The 14788-nt window shown below is 42.6% G+C and carries 15 protein-coding genes; 8 read left to right on the forward strand and 7 right to left on the reverse strand.

The genetic code is table 11. The annotated features are described in order from the left end of the window. Both HMPREF1246_RS11125 and HMPREF1246_RS10355 read right to left on the reverse strand, forming a co-directional pair. The coding region (locus HMPREF1246_RS11125; protein ID WP_369794698.1) for a hypothetical protein at nucleotides 1-62 on the reverse strand (62 nt) is incomplete at its 3' end. Beyond that, nucleotides 34-360, reverse strand: coding sequence for a transposase (locus tag HMPREF1246_RS10355; RefSeq protein ID WP_369794699.1), 327 nt, complete (start codon nucleotides 358-360; stop codon nucleotides 34-36). The genes HMPREF1246_RS11125 and HMPREF1246_RS10355, both read right to left, overlap by 29 nt. Before the next feature lie 52 nt (nucleotides 361-412). Between HMPREF1246_RS10355 and HMPREF1246_RS09645 the strand changes: the two genes are divergently transcribed. After that, complete coding sequence (locus tag HMPREF1246_RS09645; protein WP_035224783.1) at nucleotides 413-652, forward strand: hypothetical protein; 240 nt, start codon at nucleotides 413-415, stop codon at nucleotides 650-652. Between the two features lie 357 nt (nucleotides 653-1009). After that, nucleotides 1010-2305 carry an ISL3 family transposase gene (locus HMPREF1246_RS09650; RefSeq protein WP_021737395.1) on the forward strand — a complete coding sequence of 432 codons (1296 nt, stop codon included), beginning with the start codon at nucleotides 1010-1012 and terminating at the stop codon, nucleotides 2303-2305. 132 nt (nucleotides 2306-2437) lie between these two features. Here HMPREF1246_RS09650 and HMPREF1246_RS09655 read toward each other — a convergent pair whose 3' ends face one another. Further along, nucleotides 2438-3415 (reverse strand): LysR family transcriptional regulator, encoded by a 978-nt coding sequence (locus HMPREF1246_RS09655; protein WP_021737399.1) that lies wholly within the window; start codon nucleotides 3413-3415, stop codon nucleotides 2438-2440. A gap of 125 nt (nucleotides 3416-3540) precedes the next feature. On the opposite strand from HMPREF1246_RS09655, the gene HMPREF1246_RS09660 reads away from it, so the two are divergent. Together HMPREF1246_RS09660 and HMPREF1246_RS09665 are read left to right on the forward strand one after the other, a co-directional pair. Then, on the forward strand, nucleotides 3541-4542 hold the full coding sequence (locus tag HMPREF1246_RS09660; RefSeq protein WP_021737439.1) for a 4-hydroxy-2-oxovalerate aldolase: 1002 nt from the start codon (nucleotides 3541-3543) through the stop codon (nucleotides 4540-4542). 14 nt (nucleotides 4543-4556) lie between these two features. Beyond that, nucleotides 4557-5513, forward strand: a complete 957-nt coding sequence (locus tag HMPREF1246_RS09665) for a D-isomer specific 2-hydroxyacid dehydrogenase family protein (RefSeq protein WP_021737441.1) — start codon at nucleotides 4557-4559, stop codon at nucleotides 5511-5513. 14 nt (nucleotides 5514-5527) lie between these two features. Here HMPREF1246_RS09665 and HMPREF1246_RS09670 read toward each other — a convergent pair whose 3' ends face one another. After that, the gene (locus HMPREF1246_RS09670; RefSeq protein WP_021737386.1) at nucleotides 5528-6490 is read right to left on the reverse strand and encodes a LysR family transcriptional regulator; all 963 of its coding nucleotides are present in this window, start codon (nucleotides 6488-6490) and stop codon (nucleotides 5528-5530) included. A gap of 201 nt (nucleotides 6491-6691) precedes the next feature. On the opposite strand from HMPREF1246_RS09670, the gene HMPREF1246_RS09675 reads away from it, so the two are divergent. The 4 genes from HMPREF1246_RS09675 (at nucleotide 6692) to HMPREF1246_RS10635 (ending at nucleotide 9822) form a co-directional block, all read left to right on the forward strand. Continuing rightward, a complete protein-coding gene (locus HMPREF1246_RS09675) occupies nucleotides 6692-7396 on the forward strand; it encodes an RraA family protein (RefSeq protein WP_021737385.1) in 705 nt (234 codons plus the stop codon). A gap of 14 nt (nucleotides 7397-7410) precedes the next feature. Further along, a complete protein-coding gene (locus HMPREF1246_RS09680) occupies nucleotides 7411-8364 on the forward strand; it encodes a hydroxyacid dehydrogenase (RefSeq protein WP_021737387.1) in 954 nt (317 codons plus the stop codon). Between the two features lie 66 nt (nucleotides 8365-8430). After that, nucleotides 8431-9129, forward strand: coding sequence for a hypothetical protein (locus HMPREF1246_RS10630; protein WP_021737401.1), 699 nt, complete (start codon nucleotides 8431-8433; stop codon nucleotides 9127-9129). A gap of 72 nt (nucleotides 9130-9201) precedes the next feature. Continuing rightward, the gene (locus HMPREF1246_RS10635) at nucleotides 9202-9822 is read left to right on the forward strand and encodes a hypothetical protein (protein ID WP_196800440.1); all 621 of its coding nucleotides are present in this window, start codon (nucleotides 9202-9204) and stop codon (nucleotides 9820-9822) included. A gap of 860 nt (nucleotides 9823-10682) precedes the next feature. Here the strand turns inward: HMPREF1246_RS10635 and HMPREF1246_RS09690 are convergent. The 3 genes from HMPREF1246_RS09690 to HMPREF1246_RS09700 are packed head-to-tail and all read right to left on the reverse strand — an operon-like array spanning nucleotide 10683 to nucleotide 14573. Next, nucleotides 10683-11855, reverse strand: a complete 1173-nt coding sequence (locus HMPREF1246_RS09690; protein WP_021737426.1) for a M20 family metallopeptidase — start codon at nucleotides 11853-11855, stop codon at nucleotides 10683-10685. A gap of 22 nt (nucleotides 11856-11877) precedes the next feature. Continuing rightward, nucleotides 11878-13275: a YfcC family protein gene (locus HMPREF1246_RS09695; RefSeq protein WP_021737415.1), complete on the reverse strand. Its 1398-nt coding sequence runs from the start codon at nucleotides 13273-13275 to the stop codon at nucleotides 11878-11880. A gap of 14 nt (nucleotides 13276-13289) precedes the next feature. Continuing rightward, nucleotides 13290-14573 carry a serine dehydratase subunit alpha family protein gene (locus tag HMPREF1246_RS09700; protein WP_231368285.1) on the reverse strand — a complete coding sequence of 428 codons (1284 nt, stop codon included), beginning with the start codon at nucleotides 14571-14573 and terminating at the stop codon, nucleotides 13290-13292. Between the last annotated feature and the right edge of the window lie 215 nt (nucleotides 14574-14788).

Here is a 14788-nt window from a genome sequence, read left to right on the forward strand (position 1 = left end):
CCTTTTAACACCTTGATTTTATTGTTGCAGCCTTCAGTAAAGCCGTTGGAGTAAGGATATATAAGGGCGCTCCTGATCTCCTTCGTACCAATAGGTAAAGGACTTAACCAGAGCGTTCATTTCCGGTAAATCAGCGCTTTTTACTAGGTCTATCCATGCTGAAAGTGCCCAAGAAATGTTGGCATGATCTTTGAATCGAAGCACCTTGGAAAATGCGTATGTTAGCGCGTAAGCACATCTTAGATGAGGAGAACAGCGAAGGATTCCCTCCAGCTTTATAAGCTCTTCTTCGGTTAATTTCTCATATGGTTTCGTTAAGATTGTCTTGTTAGACTTAAACCTTTGGTTGTAGCTATAGATATATTAGTTATGTTACAAATAATTCTCGTTGCTGGTGCATAGGAGGTGCGAAATGAAGAATAAATTATATGCTATCCTAGTATTTTTATTTGAAGTTACGTTGATCCTCTATATGATTTTTGGGAGGATCATTGTTTTCGGACAAATGCTTGGAATTATTACGCATCAACCAGAACTAGTTTATAACATCAATAAACTTTTGAAACTAAAGGCTACTTGGATTTCGAGCATAAGTGGTTTAGCTGGGTTTGCGGCTTATTATTGTCGCCCGCTTCTTAATAATTCTAAATAAGAGTAAAAGCGGTCTGCATTTTAAATATATTTAAATTAAAAGTCCAATATTGTCATCTTTTCCTATTGTTTTATGTGGTCTTGAGTCGTGAAAAAATCCCGATACATTTTTGATGCATCGGGATTTTTTAGGCATATAAATAATCATGTGGTGTGGTCACCCCTATAGCACTTTTTGTGGTCGAAAGGGCTATCACAAGATTGTGGTCGCCCCTTTAAGGATTGTATACATCCCTATAACATTTCTGTGGTTTTGCTTTAAACAAATTGTGGTTCTGGATTTCGAGAAAATAAGAAAAAACCTCCTGCTGTAAAATAAAGATATGCGATCTATATTCTCAGAGGAGGTAAGACAAAAATGTCTCTAGAAAAGTTTATCACAAAGGTGCTTAACGTTAAAGCCGATGGAATCCAGAAAATGACCTCTATCGAAGAAGAAAATGGCAGCCTGACGTTAAAGCTTTGGCTCAAGCCAAAGAATCCCCAGTGTCCCGTTTGTGGCGGTCCTGCAGCGATTCATGGCTATTACTCCCGTAGGTTAAACCATGCAACGTTTGCAAACCGTAGATGCACCATCATATATCAAGAACGCCGCTACAAATGTAAGATTTGCAATCTAACATTCCATGAAGATAATCCTTTTATCAATACGAGCGAAGGATTGACCTATGAAACCAAAATTAATATTCTAAAGGACTTAAAATATCCAGGAGCCACCTATACGAATGTAGCCAGGCGCTATAACATCTCTGTAACAAAGGTCTTGCGAATATTCGACAGCCATGTGAGAATACCGCGAAAACCTCTTCCTGAAATATTATCCGTAGATGAGCATTACTTTCCCTCATCGGACTATGAAGCGCTCTATTGCTGCCTTTTAATGGATTTCAAAACAGGTGTAATTATTGATGTTTTACCCGATAGACGTCAAGATTTCGTTAGTCACTACCTAACTGAGATTAAGAAAAACACCTGGAACTATACGTTACATCAAAGCGAACTAGACAATGTAAAATATGTGTCGACAGACCTCCATGAGCCCTTTAGAAATCTTGCGAAAGCTTATTTTCCAAAGGCCAAGATATGTGCTGATAGTTTTCACGTTATCAAGAACCTAACGAATTGTTTCCGAAATATCCTGATAAGATGCAGGAAACAAGCCCTCTCTGAAGAGATGGTTTATCTCATTTTTAAGTTCAGACATGTCTTTTACCATAATGCAAATCTAGACAACAAGGCAAAATACAACCGTAGATTGAAACGCTATCTTACCTATAGGCAGATTAGAGATCTGGCTTTTGCAACCTTTCCAGAGCTTGCAAAAGCCTATGAGCTAAAGGAATACTATATCAACATGAACAGCAGCTGCACAGCTAGTACAGCTGCAAAGATGTTAGAAGAGGCAATCGATGTATTCGGGAATTCAGGAATTATCGAATACGAACCATTTGCTACCTTGCTGATAAATTGGAGAGAAGAGATCATCAATTCCTTTACTTACGTAGGAGATTCCCGGATTAACAACAGCCATATTGAATCAAAGAATAGAATGTTGGAGCGATTAATGTACAATGCAAATGGGTTTCGTAATTTTGATAGGACGCGGAACCGCATACTGTATTGTCTAAACAGAAATGAAACCTACACCCTATAATTGGGAGAAAAAGAGGACTCAAAGCGATTTTCAACGCTTTAAGTCCTCTTTAAAACCACAATTTCGTTATAGCTTAACCACAGGATTATTTATAATCCTGATTTTTTTATCATGATAATATACTTAAAATATTTATTCAACTAAATGAAATGAATTCATTTTATTAATGACATTTTTATAATGGCCTAACTCTTTTTGTATAGAAATAATCATATTCATCCCATAGCTCGGGAGATGTTCTCCCTTTCGTATAACAATATTAACCGTGTTACTAAATGTATCTGTTTGAATTGGGAAAATATTAGGAAATGAAAGCGAAATGGGGCGTGCCTGCCATAATTCGTATAAGTACATTGGGGATATGATGCCGACTCCATTAGCGGCGAGACTGAGAATTAACTCTTGATTATTAGTTTCAAGGATTATCTCAGGATAAATACGATGAGATGAAAAAAAACTATCAATACTGTTTCTAATCTTGTTGTGTGTTGGAACTAAAAGAAATGGTAAATCACAAATATCCGTTAAGTAAAGCCCACGCTTTTTAAACTTGGCGAGATCATCGTGCCAAGTGGCAGGATGATAGCGTTTTAAAAGATCTGTGGAGAGTGAACAACATAAGCGTTCTGTAAATAGACTAATAACCTCAAGATCTTTGGATGGAGCGACATCAATACCCATACACAAATCAATCTTATTAGAACGAAGAAGAGACAATAGTTGATCTGTATTTCTCTCAACGATTGTTACAGATATATTTGGATTTTGATCGTGATATTTTTCCCAAATATTTTTAAAAAATATTTGGGAGCGTTGCCTAGACATGCCAATTGTTAAGTGGGCTCTACAGTTCTTTGTAATATCGGCGAAGCGTGAAGTCAATTTATCTTCGGACAGAACGATTTCCTTGGCATAAAAGTACATTGCTCGGCCTGCCTCAGTAAGTTGAAGAGAAGGTTTTCTTTCAAATAAAGTAACACCATATTGTTTTTCCATGCGCTGTATATAGGCACTTAAAGATTGCTGAGAAATAAATAATTTAGCTGCGGCTTTTGTCATATTAAGCTCATCGGCGACTGCGATAAAGTATCGAAAAGCAACTGTACTCATTATATTCTCCTACAGCACAAAGTTGTTGATAATAAAATTAACTACTGTTTTACGACGTTCTCAAATGATAGTATCATAAAATAAAAATATATTCAAATAATTTAAAAAGGAGATGGAATGTTTAAATGGTTAAAATTATGGATTCTACCCTGCGTGATGGGGCCAATGTTGTTGGTAAGGGCTTTGATGCAGAAATTACAGATATGGTCTTAAAGGGCCTTGTAGCATCCCACGTTGATTATATTGAATTTGGCAATGCAGGCGGCGCCGGTGCTTATGAAGTTGCGGGCTTTACAAAAGCGCTTAAGGATGAAGAATATTTCAAGATTGCGCAGAAATATCTGCATAAGGGAAGCATGATCGGGGTGTTTCTTAACGCGAAACGGTATCGTGAGGCCTATGTGGAGCGCGCAGCTGAGGGAGGAATGCAATTCCTTCGTATTGGCCTTGATGCCGATGAAATTACGCCTGCTCTGGATCCTCTGAAAAAAATTAAATCGTTAGGGCTCAAGGCTTTTTATGCAGCCATGAAAGCCTATCTTGTATCCCCGGAGGATCTTGCTGAAAAAGCAAAAAAACTGGAATCTCTGGGACTTGATGAATTTACGGTGATGGATTCTGCTGGATGCATGCTCCCAGAGGATGTGGCACGTCTCATAGAAACACTGAAAAAGGCGGTTTCAATTCCAATTGCTTTCCATGGACACAACAATCTGGGGCTATCCGTAGCAAATGCGATTGCAGCCTATGAACACGGTGCGGATATTCTTGATGGCGGCCTTATGGGGATGGCCCGCAGTGCAGGAAATATGCCTGCAGAAGCCTGCGTAGCCCTTATGCAGAAACGAGACGAACTTAAATATATTGACACCTTTACACTCCTAAAATTCATTCATGAAGAGCTGGAACCTGCTATGAAAGAAAAATACGATTATCATAATCCGATTTCGGCATTTGATCTTGTCCTTGGAATGACTGGTCTTCATTCTTCCACACGAAAGACATTTGAGATGGTCGCTCGCGATCTGAATGTCAATGTATTTGCGCTGATGGCTGAAGTCGCCAAAGTTGACATCAAGGCTCCTAAAGAAGCGTTGATGCGTGAAATTGCTGAAAAGCTGCAGTAAAGGAGGGCTTTGTTATGGAAGTATTGCTTGCAGGGACCTACCCTGAAGGAACTCTTGAAAAGTTTCAAAACACTTTTGCAGGCACGGATATTCATGTCAGGGCTGTTGTAACTGAAGCGGAGTTTAAAAAAGAATCCGATGTTGATGCCATTATCTTGAGAATCTTGAAGATGCCGAAAGAAGTCATCAATAGATTTTCTCCTCGCCTGAAAATGATTATGCGATGGGGCGCAGGGTATGATGCAGTAGATATTAAAGCTGCTCGAGAAAGAAACATTGATGTTTGTAATACGCCTGGTGCTAATGCATATGCAGTAAGCGAGCTTGCTGTACTTCTTATGCTTGCCGTTGGACGAAATCTATTGGCACACGAAGAAAAACTCCGGGAAGGGGTCTGGAGTCGGGAACTTTTCAATAAAACATCCCAATCCCTCAGAGGAAAGATTGTTGGAATTGTCGGAGGTGGCAATATAGGGCGCCAGGTGGCCCGTAAAGTGCAGGTCTTTGGGGCCAAAACGTTCTATTATGATGCTTTCCGTTTGAGTGAAGAAATGGAACAGCAACTTGAACTGCAATATGTTGAATATGAACAGTTATTGAAAGAATCAGATGTAATTACGTTTCATGTCCCTTTGATGGATTCTACGGCTCATATGCTGAACACTGAAAATATTTCCCTATTGAAACAGAATGCCATTGTCATTAATACGGCAAGGAGCGGCATTATAGACGACGCTGCGCTCCTTGAAGCAGTGAAAAATGGGCACGTTCTGGGTGCTGGCCTTGATTGTACGGAAGAGACCCCTATCTCGAAGGATAATCCTTTGCTGCAGTACCCCAATTTCATTGTGACACCTCATGTGGGTGGCGTTACCAATGATATAGCTGAAAGTATTATGCCCATGATTGTGGAAAATCTTAGACTCATAGCTAAACAAGAATCTCCGAAATATGTTGTGAATAATCGATAGATCTTCTTATTGGTTTAGTCTGCCAATATTTCTTCTTTATGAATGATTGCTTCTTTGAAGAAATTAATGAAGTCCTTTGCATAAGGAGGCAATTCATAGTCTTTGTGATAAGCAAGCACTAATCTATGCTGAACATAGTCTTTCCCGGAACGCAGAGGGAATAAAAAGATTGATGGAGAAGTCTTCTTGATGGTATTGAGGCGCATTTGCGTCAAGAAGATCCCCCCATAGTGATAGGGGAAAAGGGATATGAGCAATTCTGATGCTGTTGCCTCGAGAAAGATACGAGGCTGTATTTTCGCTTCACGGAAGCACTTATCAATCGTTTGACGAAGACGGGATGTCCCTTTTTGGAGCAGAAAAGGCATATTTTTGAATGGTAGCATGTCTGTTCCTTGTTTTTGCAGTTTGGCTGCTTCAGCTTTGGAAAGCGGTGTGTATTTTTCCAAAAGTTCTGTTGTCACAGCAAGGTAGATCTTGTCATCCAATAAGGGTGTAATGACTAGCGAAGGATTGGAATCGTATTTTATACCGATAAAAAGGTCGAGCTGGTTATCGAAAAGCATTTTCTCGGTCTTATCAGAACTTTGATCAATCAAGTCAATGTGGATGTTGGGCCATTTCTCATAAAACTTCGGGAGTACGTAAGGAAGAAACACGTTCGCTCTATAGGTCGGAATTCCTATCCGAAGACGGCCAATGCTTTTTTGGGATATGATGCTGAATTTATTGACGATATCTTCTTCTTCGGAAAGAATTTTAGAAGCTGTATCGTAGAGCTGTTCACCTTCGATAGTCAGCGCCATTTTAGGCTTTCGAACAAAGAGTTCAACGCCGTAGTGTGCTTCGAGTTTTTGGATATGCTGACTAAGATTCTGCTGAGTAATATAGAGTTTTTTGGCAGCATGGGTCATGTGGAGTTCTTTAGCAAGAACAACAAAATAATAGAGTGACAAAATATTGAGATTAGAATCCATGAATCCTCCTTTTAAATTGAAAATAGCCGAACCCAATGAATTTATTATCTACCAATATTATAGCCGTATAAAAGTATTTCAACAATGATTTATTGTTGAAATACGAGAAAACGGTTGTTTGAATTATTAGACGATTCAATGTATTTTATAGCTAACGAAAGCGCTTTATTGAACTGGTTATATAGAATAGGAGTGATTGATATGTCAGTTGGAAAGAGAATTTATCTAAAGAGACAGCTTCCGGACCCGGAACTTATTGAAGCATTCAAAGAGATTCCGGCTTCGAATGTAGGGGATGTAATGGGCCGCAGCTGCGCCATGAATCCGCGTATTCATCTTGTAAGCAGTCCGAAGGCTCAAATAATGGCTGGTCCTGCCCTTACCGTCAAAGCACGCGGTGGTGACAACCTTGCCCTTCATGCCGCCCTCAATATGGCACAGGAAGGTGACGTCATTGTTGTATCCAATGAACATGATATGACAAGAGCACTGCTTGGCGAAGTCATGATGGCTTTCCTCTATAAGGTAAAGAAAATTGCTGGGATCATTCTTGACGGGCCTATCCGTGATATTGACGAAATTGGTCATTGGGATTTCCCTGTTTATGCAACGGGCACAACCCCTGGCGGCCCCTATAAAGAAGGCCCTGGAGAAATCAATGTCCCTATTTCCTGCGGCGAAATCAGTGTAAACCCTGGTGATATCATCCTCGCAGATCCGGATGGCATCGTTGTTATTCCTCGAAAAGATGCCCCGACGATTCTGAAAGACGCACAGGCTTTCAAGGAAAAGGACGGCGGTAAGCTGCAGGCAACGCTGAATGGAACCATCAACCGTTCTTGGGTTGATAAACTCATCAAAGAAAAAGAATTCGAAATCATCGATGATTATTATCGTGCAGATTAAGGAGGGAAGATATCATGGGATGGAAGATTTATTTACCTCAAGATATTTTGCCTGAAGGTCGCGAATATCTTGAAAGTCATGGTCACACCCTTGTCATGGGAACTGGTACGGATGAGGAAACGCTGTGCCGGGAAATCAAGGGCATGGACGCAATGGTATGCCGCACGACAAAAATTACCCGCAAGGTTTTTGAGGCAGCAGATCAGCTAAAAGTCGTGGCTCGTCATGGCGCTGGCTTCGATTTCATTGATGTTGTTGCCGCAAAAGATCATGGTGTCATGTGCGTGTTTGCCCCTACTGCAAACAGTGATTCCGTCGCTGAAACTGCAGTCATGAATATGCTGATTATCTCTCGAAACTTCAAGGCCGTGCAGAAAGAATTCCTGAATGACTACATGAAGGCCAAAATGAAAATCGAGAAACATACCCTTCATGGTAAGACGTTTGGTATCATTGGCTGCGGAAGAATCGGGACCTTGGTGGCAGAAAAATGCAATAAGGCCTTCTCTATGAAGGTCCTCGCATGGGACCCTTTCAGACCCGTTGATTCTTATCCTGATTTCATTACGCCAATCAAAGACCTGGATGAACTGCTCGGTAAGAGTGATTTTGTATCCGTTCATAGCCCCCTTACAGCGGATACGAAGGAATTTATCAATAAAGAGAAATTCCAGTACATGAAAAGGACTGCTTATCTGATTAATACATCCCGCGGCATGGTGGTGAATGAAAAGGACCTGTACGATGCGTGCAAAGAGGGTGTTATTGCTGGGGCTGCTCTTGATGTGCTTCAAGAAGAACCTATCAGCCCGGATAATCCTATCCTCTCCTTGGATAATGTCATCGTTTCGCCTCATATTGGCGGGGCAACCAAAGAAGCTTCCATTAATGCAAGCCTTATGTGTGCACGGGGAATTGAGGAAGTGTATGAAGGGAAAAAGCCAACGTATCCTGTTCCTGGATTTTAAGCCTTAAGCCGTTTGGTACTTTAATCCAATGTCAATTTTCTGCTAATGCTCGTGTCAAGAAGACTAGTGAAAAATGATGCAAGTGGAAATTCTTTTAACTCAGTAGAAAAACTGGGGAAGTTGAGGTGCAATATGTCAATTAGAGCATTGATGAACATGATGACTGCTGTGAGTATACTCATCTTAGCTGGCTTTTTTGTTCGAGAATTCGTAAAACCGCTGCAAAAGCTTTTTTTGCCAGCTTCTTTGGTGGGCGGGTTAGTGATGTTGGGACTGGGACAGCAAGGGCTTGGTCTCATCACCGTTCCTAAAGTACTGGGAAGCGTTCCTGGCGTCCTAATTGATATCGTAATGGTATCCCTGGTCTTCGGGGTTAGTTTCAATCGGAAAATGCTCCATTCTTATCTTGATTATGTGTGTCTGCCAATGCCGGCTTATGGTATGCAGATGTGCGTAGGTACACTGTTAGGTGGACTGCTGAGCCAGTTCTGGCCAGGGTTGCCTTTAGGGTGGGGCGTTTTGGGTGTATTCTCATTCCATGGCGGTCATGGAACGGCCGCTGCAGCTGCTGCTTCTTTTGAAAAACAGGGTCTTGAAGGTCATATGGCTGTTGCAATGGTGCTTTCCACGGTGGGGCTAATTGTAGCCATGACCGTAGGGATGGCCTTGGTTAATTGTGGTGTTAGAAGAGGTTGGGGAACTTTTGTTAAGGAGCCGACTAAGCAACCGGATTATTTTTATGGCGGAGCGTTACCTGAAGAATAACGAAAATCGATTGGGAGCACAGTGACGACTTCTATTAGTATCAACCATCTTTGCCTCCAATTTGCTTGGTTGATGGGTGCTCTGTTTATTGGGCAGCAAATCTTTGGATTCTTAAATACTTTCCCTGCTTTTAAGGCCCTGCATTTGCCGAGCGTGTTGCACGGTGTCGTTGGCGGCGCTGTTATGTGGGCAATTATTGAACGCCTTCATTTGGAAAAATTTGTTGACCTGAAGACCATTAAATTGCTGTCGGGGTTCTTCTTGGAACTGGTTGTTTTCACTGCAATGGCGACGCTCAACCTAAAATTTGTATCTACCTATGCAGCTCCTTTAGCTATCTACAGTATCGTGCTGACAACGCTTACAGTTCCCCTTGTTCTGTTCTGTGCTAGAAAATTTGCCAGAGAGGAATGGTTTGAAAAAGCCTGCATGTGCTTTGGTGCTGCTACAGGGAATACCTCTACTGGATTAGCACTTGTCCGCTCCATTGATCCGAATTCCGAATCTCATGCTGGTGACAGTCATGGCATCTATTCTACAATTTCTGCATGGAAAGATATTTTTGTGGGTCTGACGCCGCTTTGGCTGATGAGTGGATTGGGCTTTACTGCTGGTGTTGGTGCCGTAGTTATGGTGGCTTTCCTAGCGATTGGATTCATCTTCTTTAATACCCATCGTAAATTAACGAGATAAGTTTCTACAAACTGGGTGCCTTGAAAATCAGGGGGATACCTATCACAAAGAAAGAGGAACCAAGCTTTCGTTGGTTCCTCTTTCTCTGTGCGCCCGGCATGGGCGCACTCTTAAAGGTGAAAGTCCCTAGACTGCCCTAGTAGTGGGAAAGTCATAGCCGAACACCAAAGGCAACATCGTGAGGTAGAACTTGAAGGAAGGTACGGGAAAATCTCCGACCTAACGAACAGAAAACACATAAGGCCAGTTTGGGATGGATAAGGTCGCAATACAGACTGAAATCCCATAACGATTTGGAATCCCAAAGGGTAGATGCGGCAGGTGAATGGAGAGAAAGAGTACGTTCTTATCCAGGGAGGCCTCACGGACATGGCCGAAGCCATGAAATTGGCGGCCGTGGCCCAAATAAGATTCATCGTGAGGAGTCAGCAGAGACCATAGTACTGGACGGGCTATAGACCGTCCAGGAAGGACCGAATCTTAGGAGATGTCAGTTAATGAAGGGTGTCAGGCAGGAAATTAAAAGCAGAAAACTTCATAGAGAAGGTTGCCCGTAAAAGGCAGCTGCCAAGCAGCAAGGATATGCGGGAACGCCTACCCATGTGAGGATTGCCGAACACAACGACATCATTGCAAACTTGCTGGCAAATTGCCAAAAAGGACCATGGAGAGCGGCGCTTATGCTGAGTTCGCTCTTTACGAACGAGGAAATAGCTCGTCATGGTTATATAACCATGACGAGCTATTGCAAGCAAGTTTGTGAAAACTAGGAAACCGCCGCGCTTCGACTGGTACGCACGGTGGTGTGAGAGGTCGGGATTTCTATTTAGAAATCCCTCCTACTCGATCAATTGTTTTGTTTATTTTGATTCATCCTCATAAGCAAGTACATATTCAACAAAGTAATGAACTCCCAATCCTAGGGCTTTTTCATCAATATCGAAGTATGGACTATGCTGGGGGTATCTTCTGTTTTCGTTTTTAAAGCCGCCTCCTAATAGAAGAAGGCATTTAGGAATGTTGTACTTAGCGAAATCTTCTCCACCCATTTGGAGCTCCCAGTCAATGATTTTATCTTTTTCAAAAACTTTGGAGCAGGCAAGACGTCCGGTTTTAACGCACTCATCATCATTGATCATGGGAGGTGGCCCAAAATGGTAGTCGACTTTAATGTTCGTTCTGGAGGATTCAGCAACGCCTTTGGCAATTCTTTCGAGAATGCCAGGATATGCATTGCGGAGGTCAGTGTTAAAAGTCCTTGCTGTACCTTGGAGATGAGCAGTTCCAGGGATAACGTTGGAAGTCGTGCCGGAATTGAATGCAGTGACGCTGATAACGGCAGGCTCAAGAGGGTTGACTTCTCGGCTGATGACGGTCTGCACTTCATTGACGAACTGGGCTCCTGCAACGATGGGATCGATGGTTTGATGCGGCAGAGCACCATGACCACCCTTCCCGTCAATGTAGATGTCAAATGTATCAGCTGCGCTCATGACAGGACCATAACGGAGGGAAGCGCATCCTACAGGAATCTTGCTCCAGATATGAAGGGCAATGAGGCGAGAGCATTCTTTGACGAGCGGATCTTCTTTCATGTAGTAGGCCCCGCTGTCATCAATTTTTTCTTCTGCCGGTTGGAAGAGAAGACGAACTGTGATGGTAAGCTCATCTTTCATCTTTGCAAGTATTTTAGCCGTTCCAAGAAGAATTGTAATATGAGTATCGTGACCGCATGCATGCATAGTGCCTTCGTTTTTGGATTTATATTCGCAGGTCCCAAGTTCGGTAATCGGCAGGGCATCAATGTCTGCACGAATTCCCAAAATCTTATCCGAAGAGTGAGGCCCCTTGATGGTAGCAATCACGCCAGATTTTGTGGATTTCACATAGGGAATCCCCAGTTTTTCCAAGTAGTTGATGATATAAGCTTGGGTTTCAAATTCATGCCAAGACTGTTCGGGATGTGCATGCAGGTGGCGCCGAATTTCTACCAATTCATTTTGAATACTTTCAATTTCTTTCTTTACATCCATTTGATATTCCTCCTAACTGGCATCAGAATGGACCATAATTGATCTTCGTTGCGATAATCAAGGCAATAATGCAGACTACAGTTAAAATAAGCAACAATGGCGTAACAAATTTCCACCATTTCTTGAGCGGAATTCCAGCGATGGTCAAGAAGATAAGCAGTGTGCCGCTTGTGAACCAGGCAGAGTTCGTTAACCCATCACCAAACTGGAAGGCAAGGATCATTGTCTGACGGGTCATGCCAACAAGGTCAGCCAGCGGAATCAAGATAGGCATTAAAGCCATTGCTTTTGCAGAACCGGACGTAATGAGTCCGTTAAAGAGGGCAATAACAACCATAACGGCAATCGGGGTCAAATATTTTGGCATTGCCATCAAAGGCTGAGAAATAGCATTGATGATAGGATCGATGATAGCCGAAGCCGTCAGGATCCACTGGATACCTCTGGCAAGACCAATAACAAGGGCAGGGGTGAGGCCATCTTTTGCGCCGGCGATAATCGTATTGACGAGTTCACCCGGAGCGATACGGTTGATTACGCCTGCTGCAATTGCGGTGAAGAGGAAGCAGGCGGAGAGGTCATTCATGGACCAACCAAAGCTGGATACGCCCGCAATAGAAGCAACGAAGGTGATGAGGAAGACTACCAGGGAAAGTTTCTGACGGCCATTCATGGGATCTTTTAAGGATTCGCTGTAGTCAATGTGGAATTTGCTGTCATCGATATCCGCCGTAATTGATTCACGTTTCCCGCTTTTTACGGCTCTCGCATATCTTAATACATAGATATACATAATGATGTTGGTGAGAACCAGCAGAATAAACCGGAAGAGAAACCCGGAGAACATCGGAAGTTCTGCGATTTCATCGGAAATGCCAACGGTGTAAACGCTGGTCGGGGAGAAGGAGAAACTGATCATGTCAATCATGGCCGAGCAGGCAAGACCAGTCATAAGGTCATACCCTAAGGCAATACATAGGGAAATGACAATCGGAATGAAGGGGACAATCTGTTCGTTCCAACCTAAGAAGCCACCGAGGCATCCGAAGATAATCATGATTGCGATGAGAATCTTTTCAGACCCAACTGTATCGGATTTTGCGAGAACGCCTGCCATGGCTTTATCAAGGGTCCCTGTCCGCTTATAGACTTCAATGCAGCCGGCAACTAGCATGACAAGGAACATCATGCCAGAACTGGAGACTAAGCCATTCGGAATTGCTTGGAATAGGGCTTGAGGTCCAAGGTAGATTTTGTCAACTGGGTGGAAGGAATTTGCAATAACAACAGTACGGCCGTTGAGTACTTGTCTTTCAAATGCACCAGGTGAAATAAAGAATGATAGAATCCAACAGGCAACAATAACACCGGCAACGATTACAAATGCATTAATCGAGCCTTTCTTTTTCTTCTTGTCCATATAAAGTCAGCTCCTTAATTTTCCAACGCCTTCGAGACATTTACCTTGTGAATCATGGTGTTCAAGATGGTAATGTCCGTTTCTTTCATCCCGACTTTTCCAAGATAACCAATGTTTTTAATGGTTTCCTCAATATCTTTTTCGATGAGTCCTTCACCTCCTTTGAAACTACGGTCCTTCATTGCCATTTTGTGGGCAAGAATTGCCGCCTGCAGACTGGATGCAATCTTCGCGGCACAGCTTGGCTTAGCACCATCGCAAACAATCCCGCTAACGTTTCCAAGCATATTGGTGGTTGTCCGAGCAATCGCTGCATTATCCCCGCCTGCCATATAAGTGATAGCGGCGCCGGATCCGCAGGATGCACTGACTGCACCGCAGAAAGCGGATAAAGGACCGATATAATGCTTGATGTAGATGGAAATGAGATTGCTTACAATAAGCGCTCTGTATCTAATTTCAGGACTAAGTTTCCATTCTTTGGCATAGACAATAACAGGCATGCTTACTGTAATTCCTTGGTTGCCTGACCCGGAGTTGATGACAACTGGTTTCGGGCATCCGCTCATGCGAGCATCGGATCCAGCAGCTGCGGCTGCAACGGCTCTTGCTTCTACGCAGTCTCCATAGATTTCCCTAATGCTGCGGCCTACTTCTGCGCCCCAAGGATGATTTAGACCTTCTTCGGAGATGGCAGAATTCATTTCAATCTGTTTGTCGAGGAGGTCTTGTACAGCACTGATGGGAACGGTATTGGCATATTCCAAAATACCGTGGAACGTCATCTTAGAGCGGTCCCCTTTGCCAGTAGCAGTAGAGTCTGTCGTCTTCTCATCAAAGAGGATTTTGTCATCTTGGGCAATCTTGATGATGTTTGTGTGAGTGCCTGATAGAACAACTTCTGAGGAATGGTGTTTTCCTCTCAAGCAAACATCGATGTATAGGCCAGGAACTCCTTTAACGAGTTCAACATCGCAGACATTGCGGGAAACAAGTTCTTTACAGGACTGGCGGTCCTTGTCTGTCACGCCTTCGATTACTTCCAATACAGAATCTGCATTCCCGCCGACAATTCCTAACGCAGCTGCGGCAGGAATCCCCTTTTGACCGCCGGAATTAGGAACCGTGACGCCTTTGACATTTTTTATTATGTTTCCGGAGCAGCGAACTTCGTAGGATTCCACATTTTCAGGCAAATAGGACTTTGCTTTTGCAGCGGCATAGGCAATCGCAATTGGTTCTGTGCAGCCCATGGCAGGAATCAATTCTTCTTCTAGGATACGGGTATAGTTCTGCATTTCTGATGGGGGCATTGACATCGTAACCATCTCCTTTATCTTGTTACCTTAATTATATCACTAATCATATTAGTGATATCTAAAACTAAATGAAATATTCGATAATTTAAATTAAAAATAATAGACATGAATATAATTAATTGAAATGACGGGTGATTTTTGGATATAAAAGAGATTGTACCTTGAAAATATGAGAAAAATACTTGGCTTTTGAG

This window comes from Acidaminococcus sp. BV3L6, from assembly GCF_000468835.1.
Taxonomy (GTDB): Bacteria; Bacillota; Negativicutes; order Acidaminococcales; family Acidaminococcaceae; genus Acidaminococcus; species Acidaminococcus intestini.

Excerpts from the sequence above, each read along its gene's own strand:
- HMPREF1246_RS09645 (WP_035224783.1), top strand. The coding sequence starts at position 413 with ATGAAGAATAAATTATATGCTATCCTAGTATTTTTATTTGAAGTTACG.
- HMPREF1246_RS09650 (WP_021737395.1), top strand. The coding sequence starts at position 1,010 with ATGTCTCTAGAAAAGTTTATCACAAAGGTGCTTAACGTTAAAGCCGAT.
- HMPREF1246_RS09655 (WP_021737399.1), bottom strand. The coding sequence starts at position 3,415 with ATGAGTACAGTTGCTTTTCGATACTTTATCGCAGTCGCCGATGAGCTT.
- HMPREF1246_RS09660 (WP_021737439.1), top strand. The coding sequence starts at position 3,541 with ATGGTTAAAATTATGGATTCTACCCTGCGTGATGGGGCCAATGTTGTT.
- HMPREF1246_RS09665 (WP_021737441.1), top strand. The coding sequence starts at position 4,557 with ATGGAAGTATTGCTTGCAGGGACCTACCCTGAAGGAACTCTTGAAAAG.
- HMPREF1246_RS09670 (WP_021737386.1), bottom strand. The coding sequence starts at position 6,490 with ATGGATTCTAATCTCAATATTTTGTCACTCTATTATTTTGTTGTTCTT.
- HMPREF1246_RS09675 (WP_021737385.1), top strand. The coding sequence starts at position 6,692 with ATGTCAGTTGGAAAGAGAATTTATCTAAAGAGACAGCTTCCGGACCCG.
- HMPREF1246_RS09680 (WP_021737387.1), top strand. The coding sequence starts at position 7,411 with ATGGGATGGAAGATTTATTTACCTCAAGATATTTTGCCTGAAGGTCGC.
- HMPREF1246_RS10635 (WP_196800440.1), top strand. The coding sequence starts at position 9,202 with ATGGGTGCTCTGTTTATTGGGCAGCAAATCTTTGGATTCTTAAATACT.
- HMPREF1246_RS09690 (WP_021737426.1), bottom strand. The coding sequence starts at position 11,855 with ATGGATGTAAAGAAAGAAATTGAAAGTATTCAAAATGAATTGGTAGAA.
- HMPREF1246_RS09695 (WP_021737415.1), bottom strand. The coding sequence starts at position 13,275 with ATGGACAAGAAGAAAAAGAAAGGCTCGATTAATGCATTTGTAATCGTT.
- HMPREF1246_RS09700 (WP_231368285.1), bottom strand. The coding sequence starts at position 14,573 with ATGCAGAACTATACCCGTATCCTAGAAGAAGAATTGATTCCTGCCATG.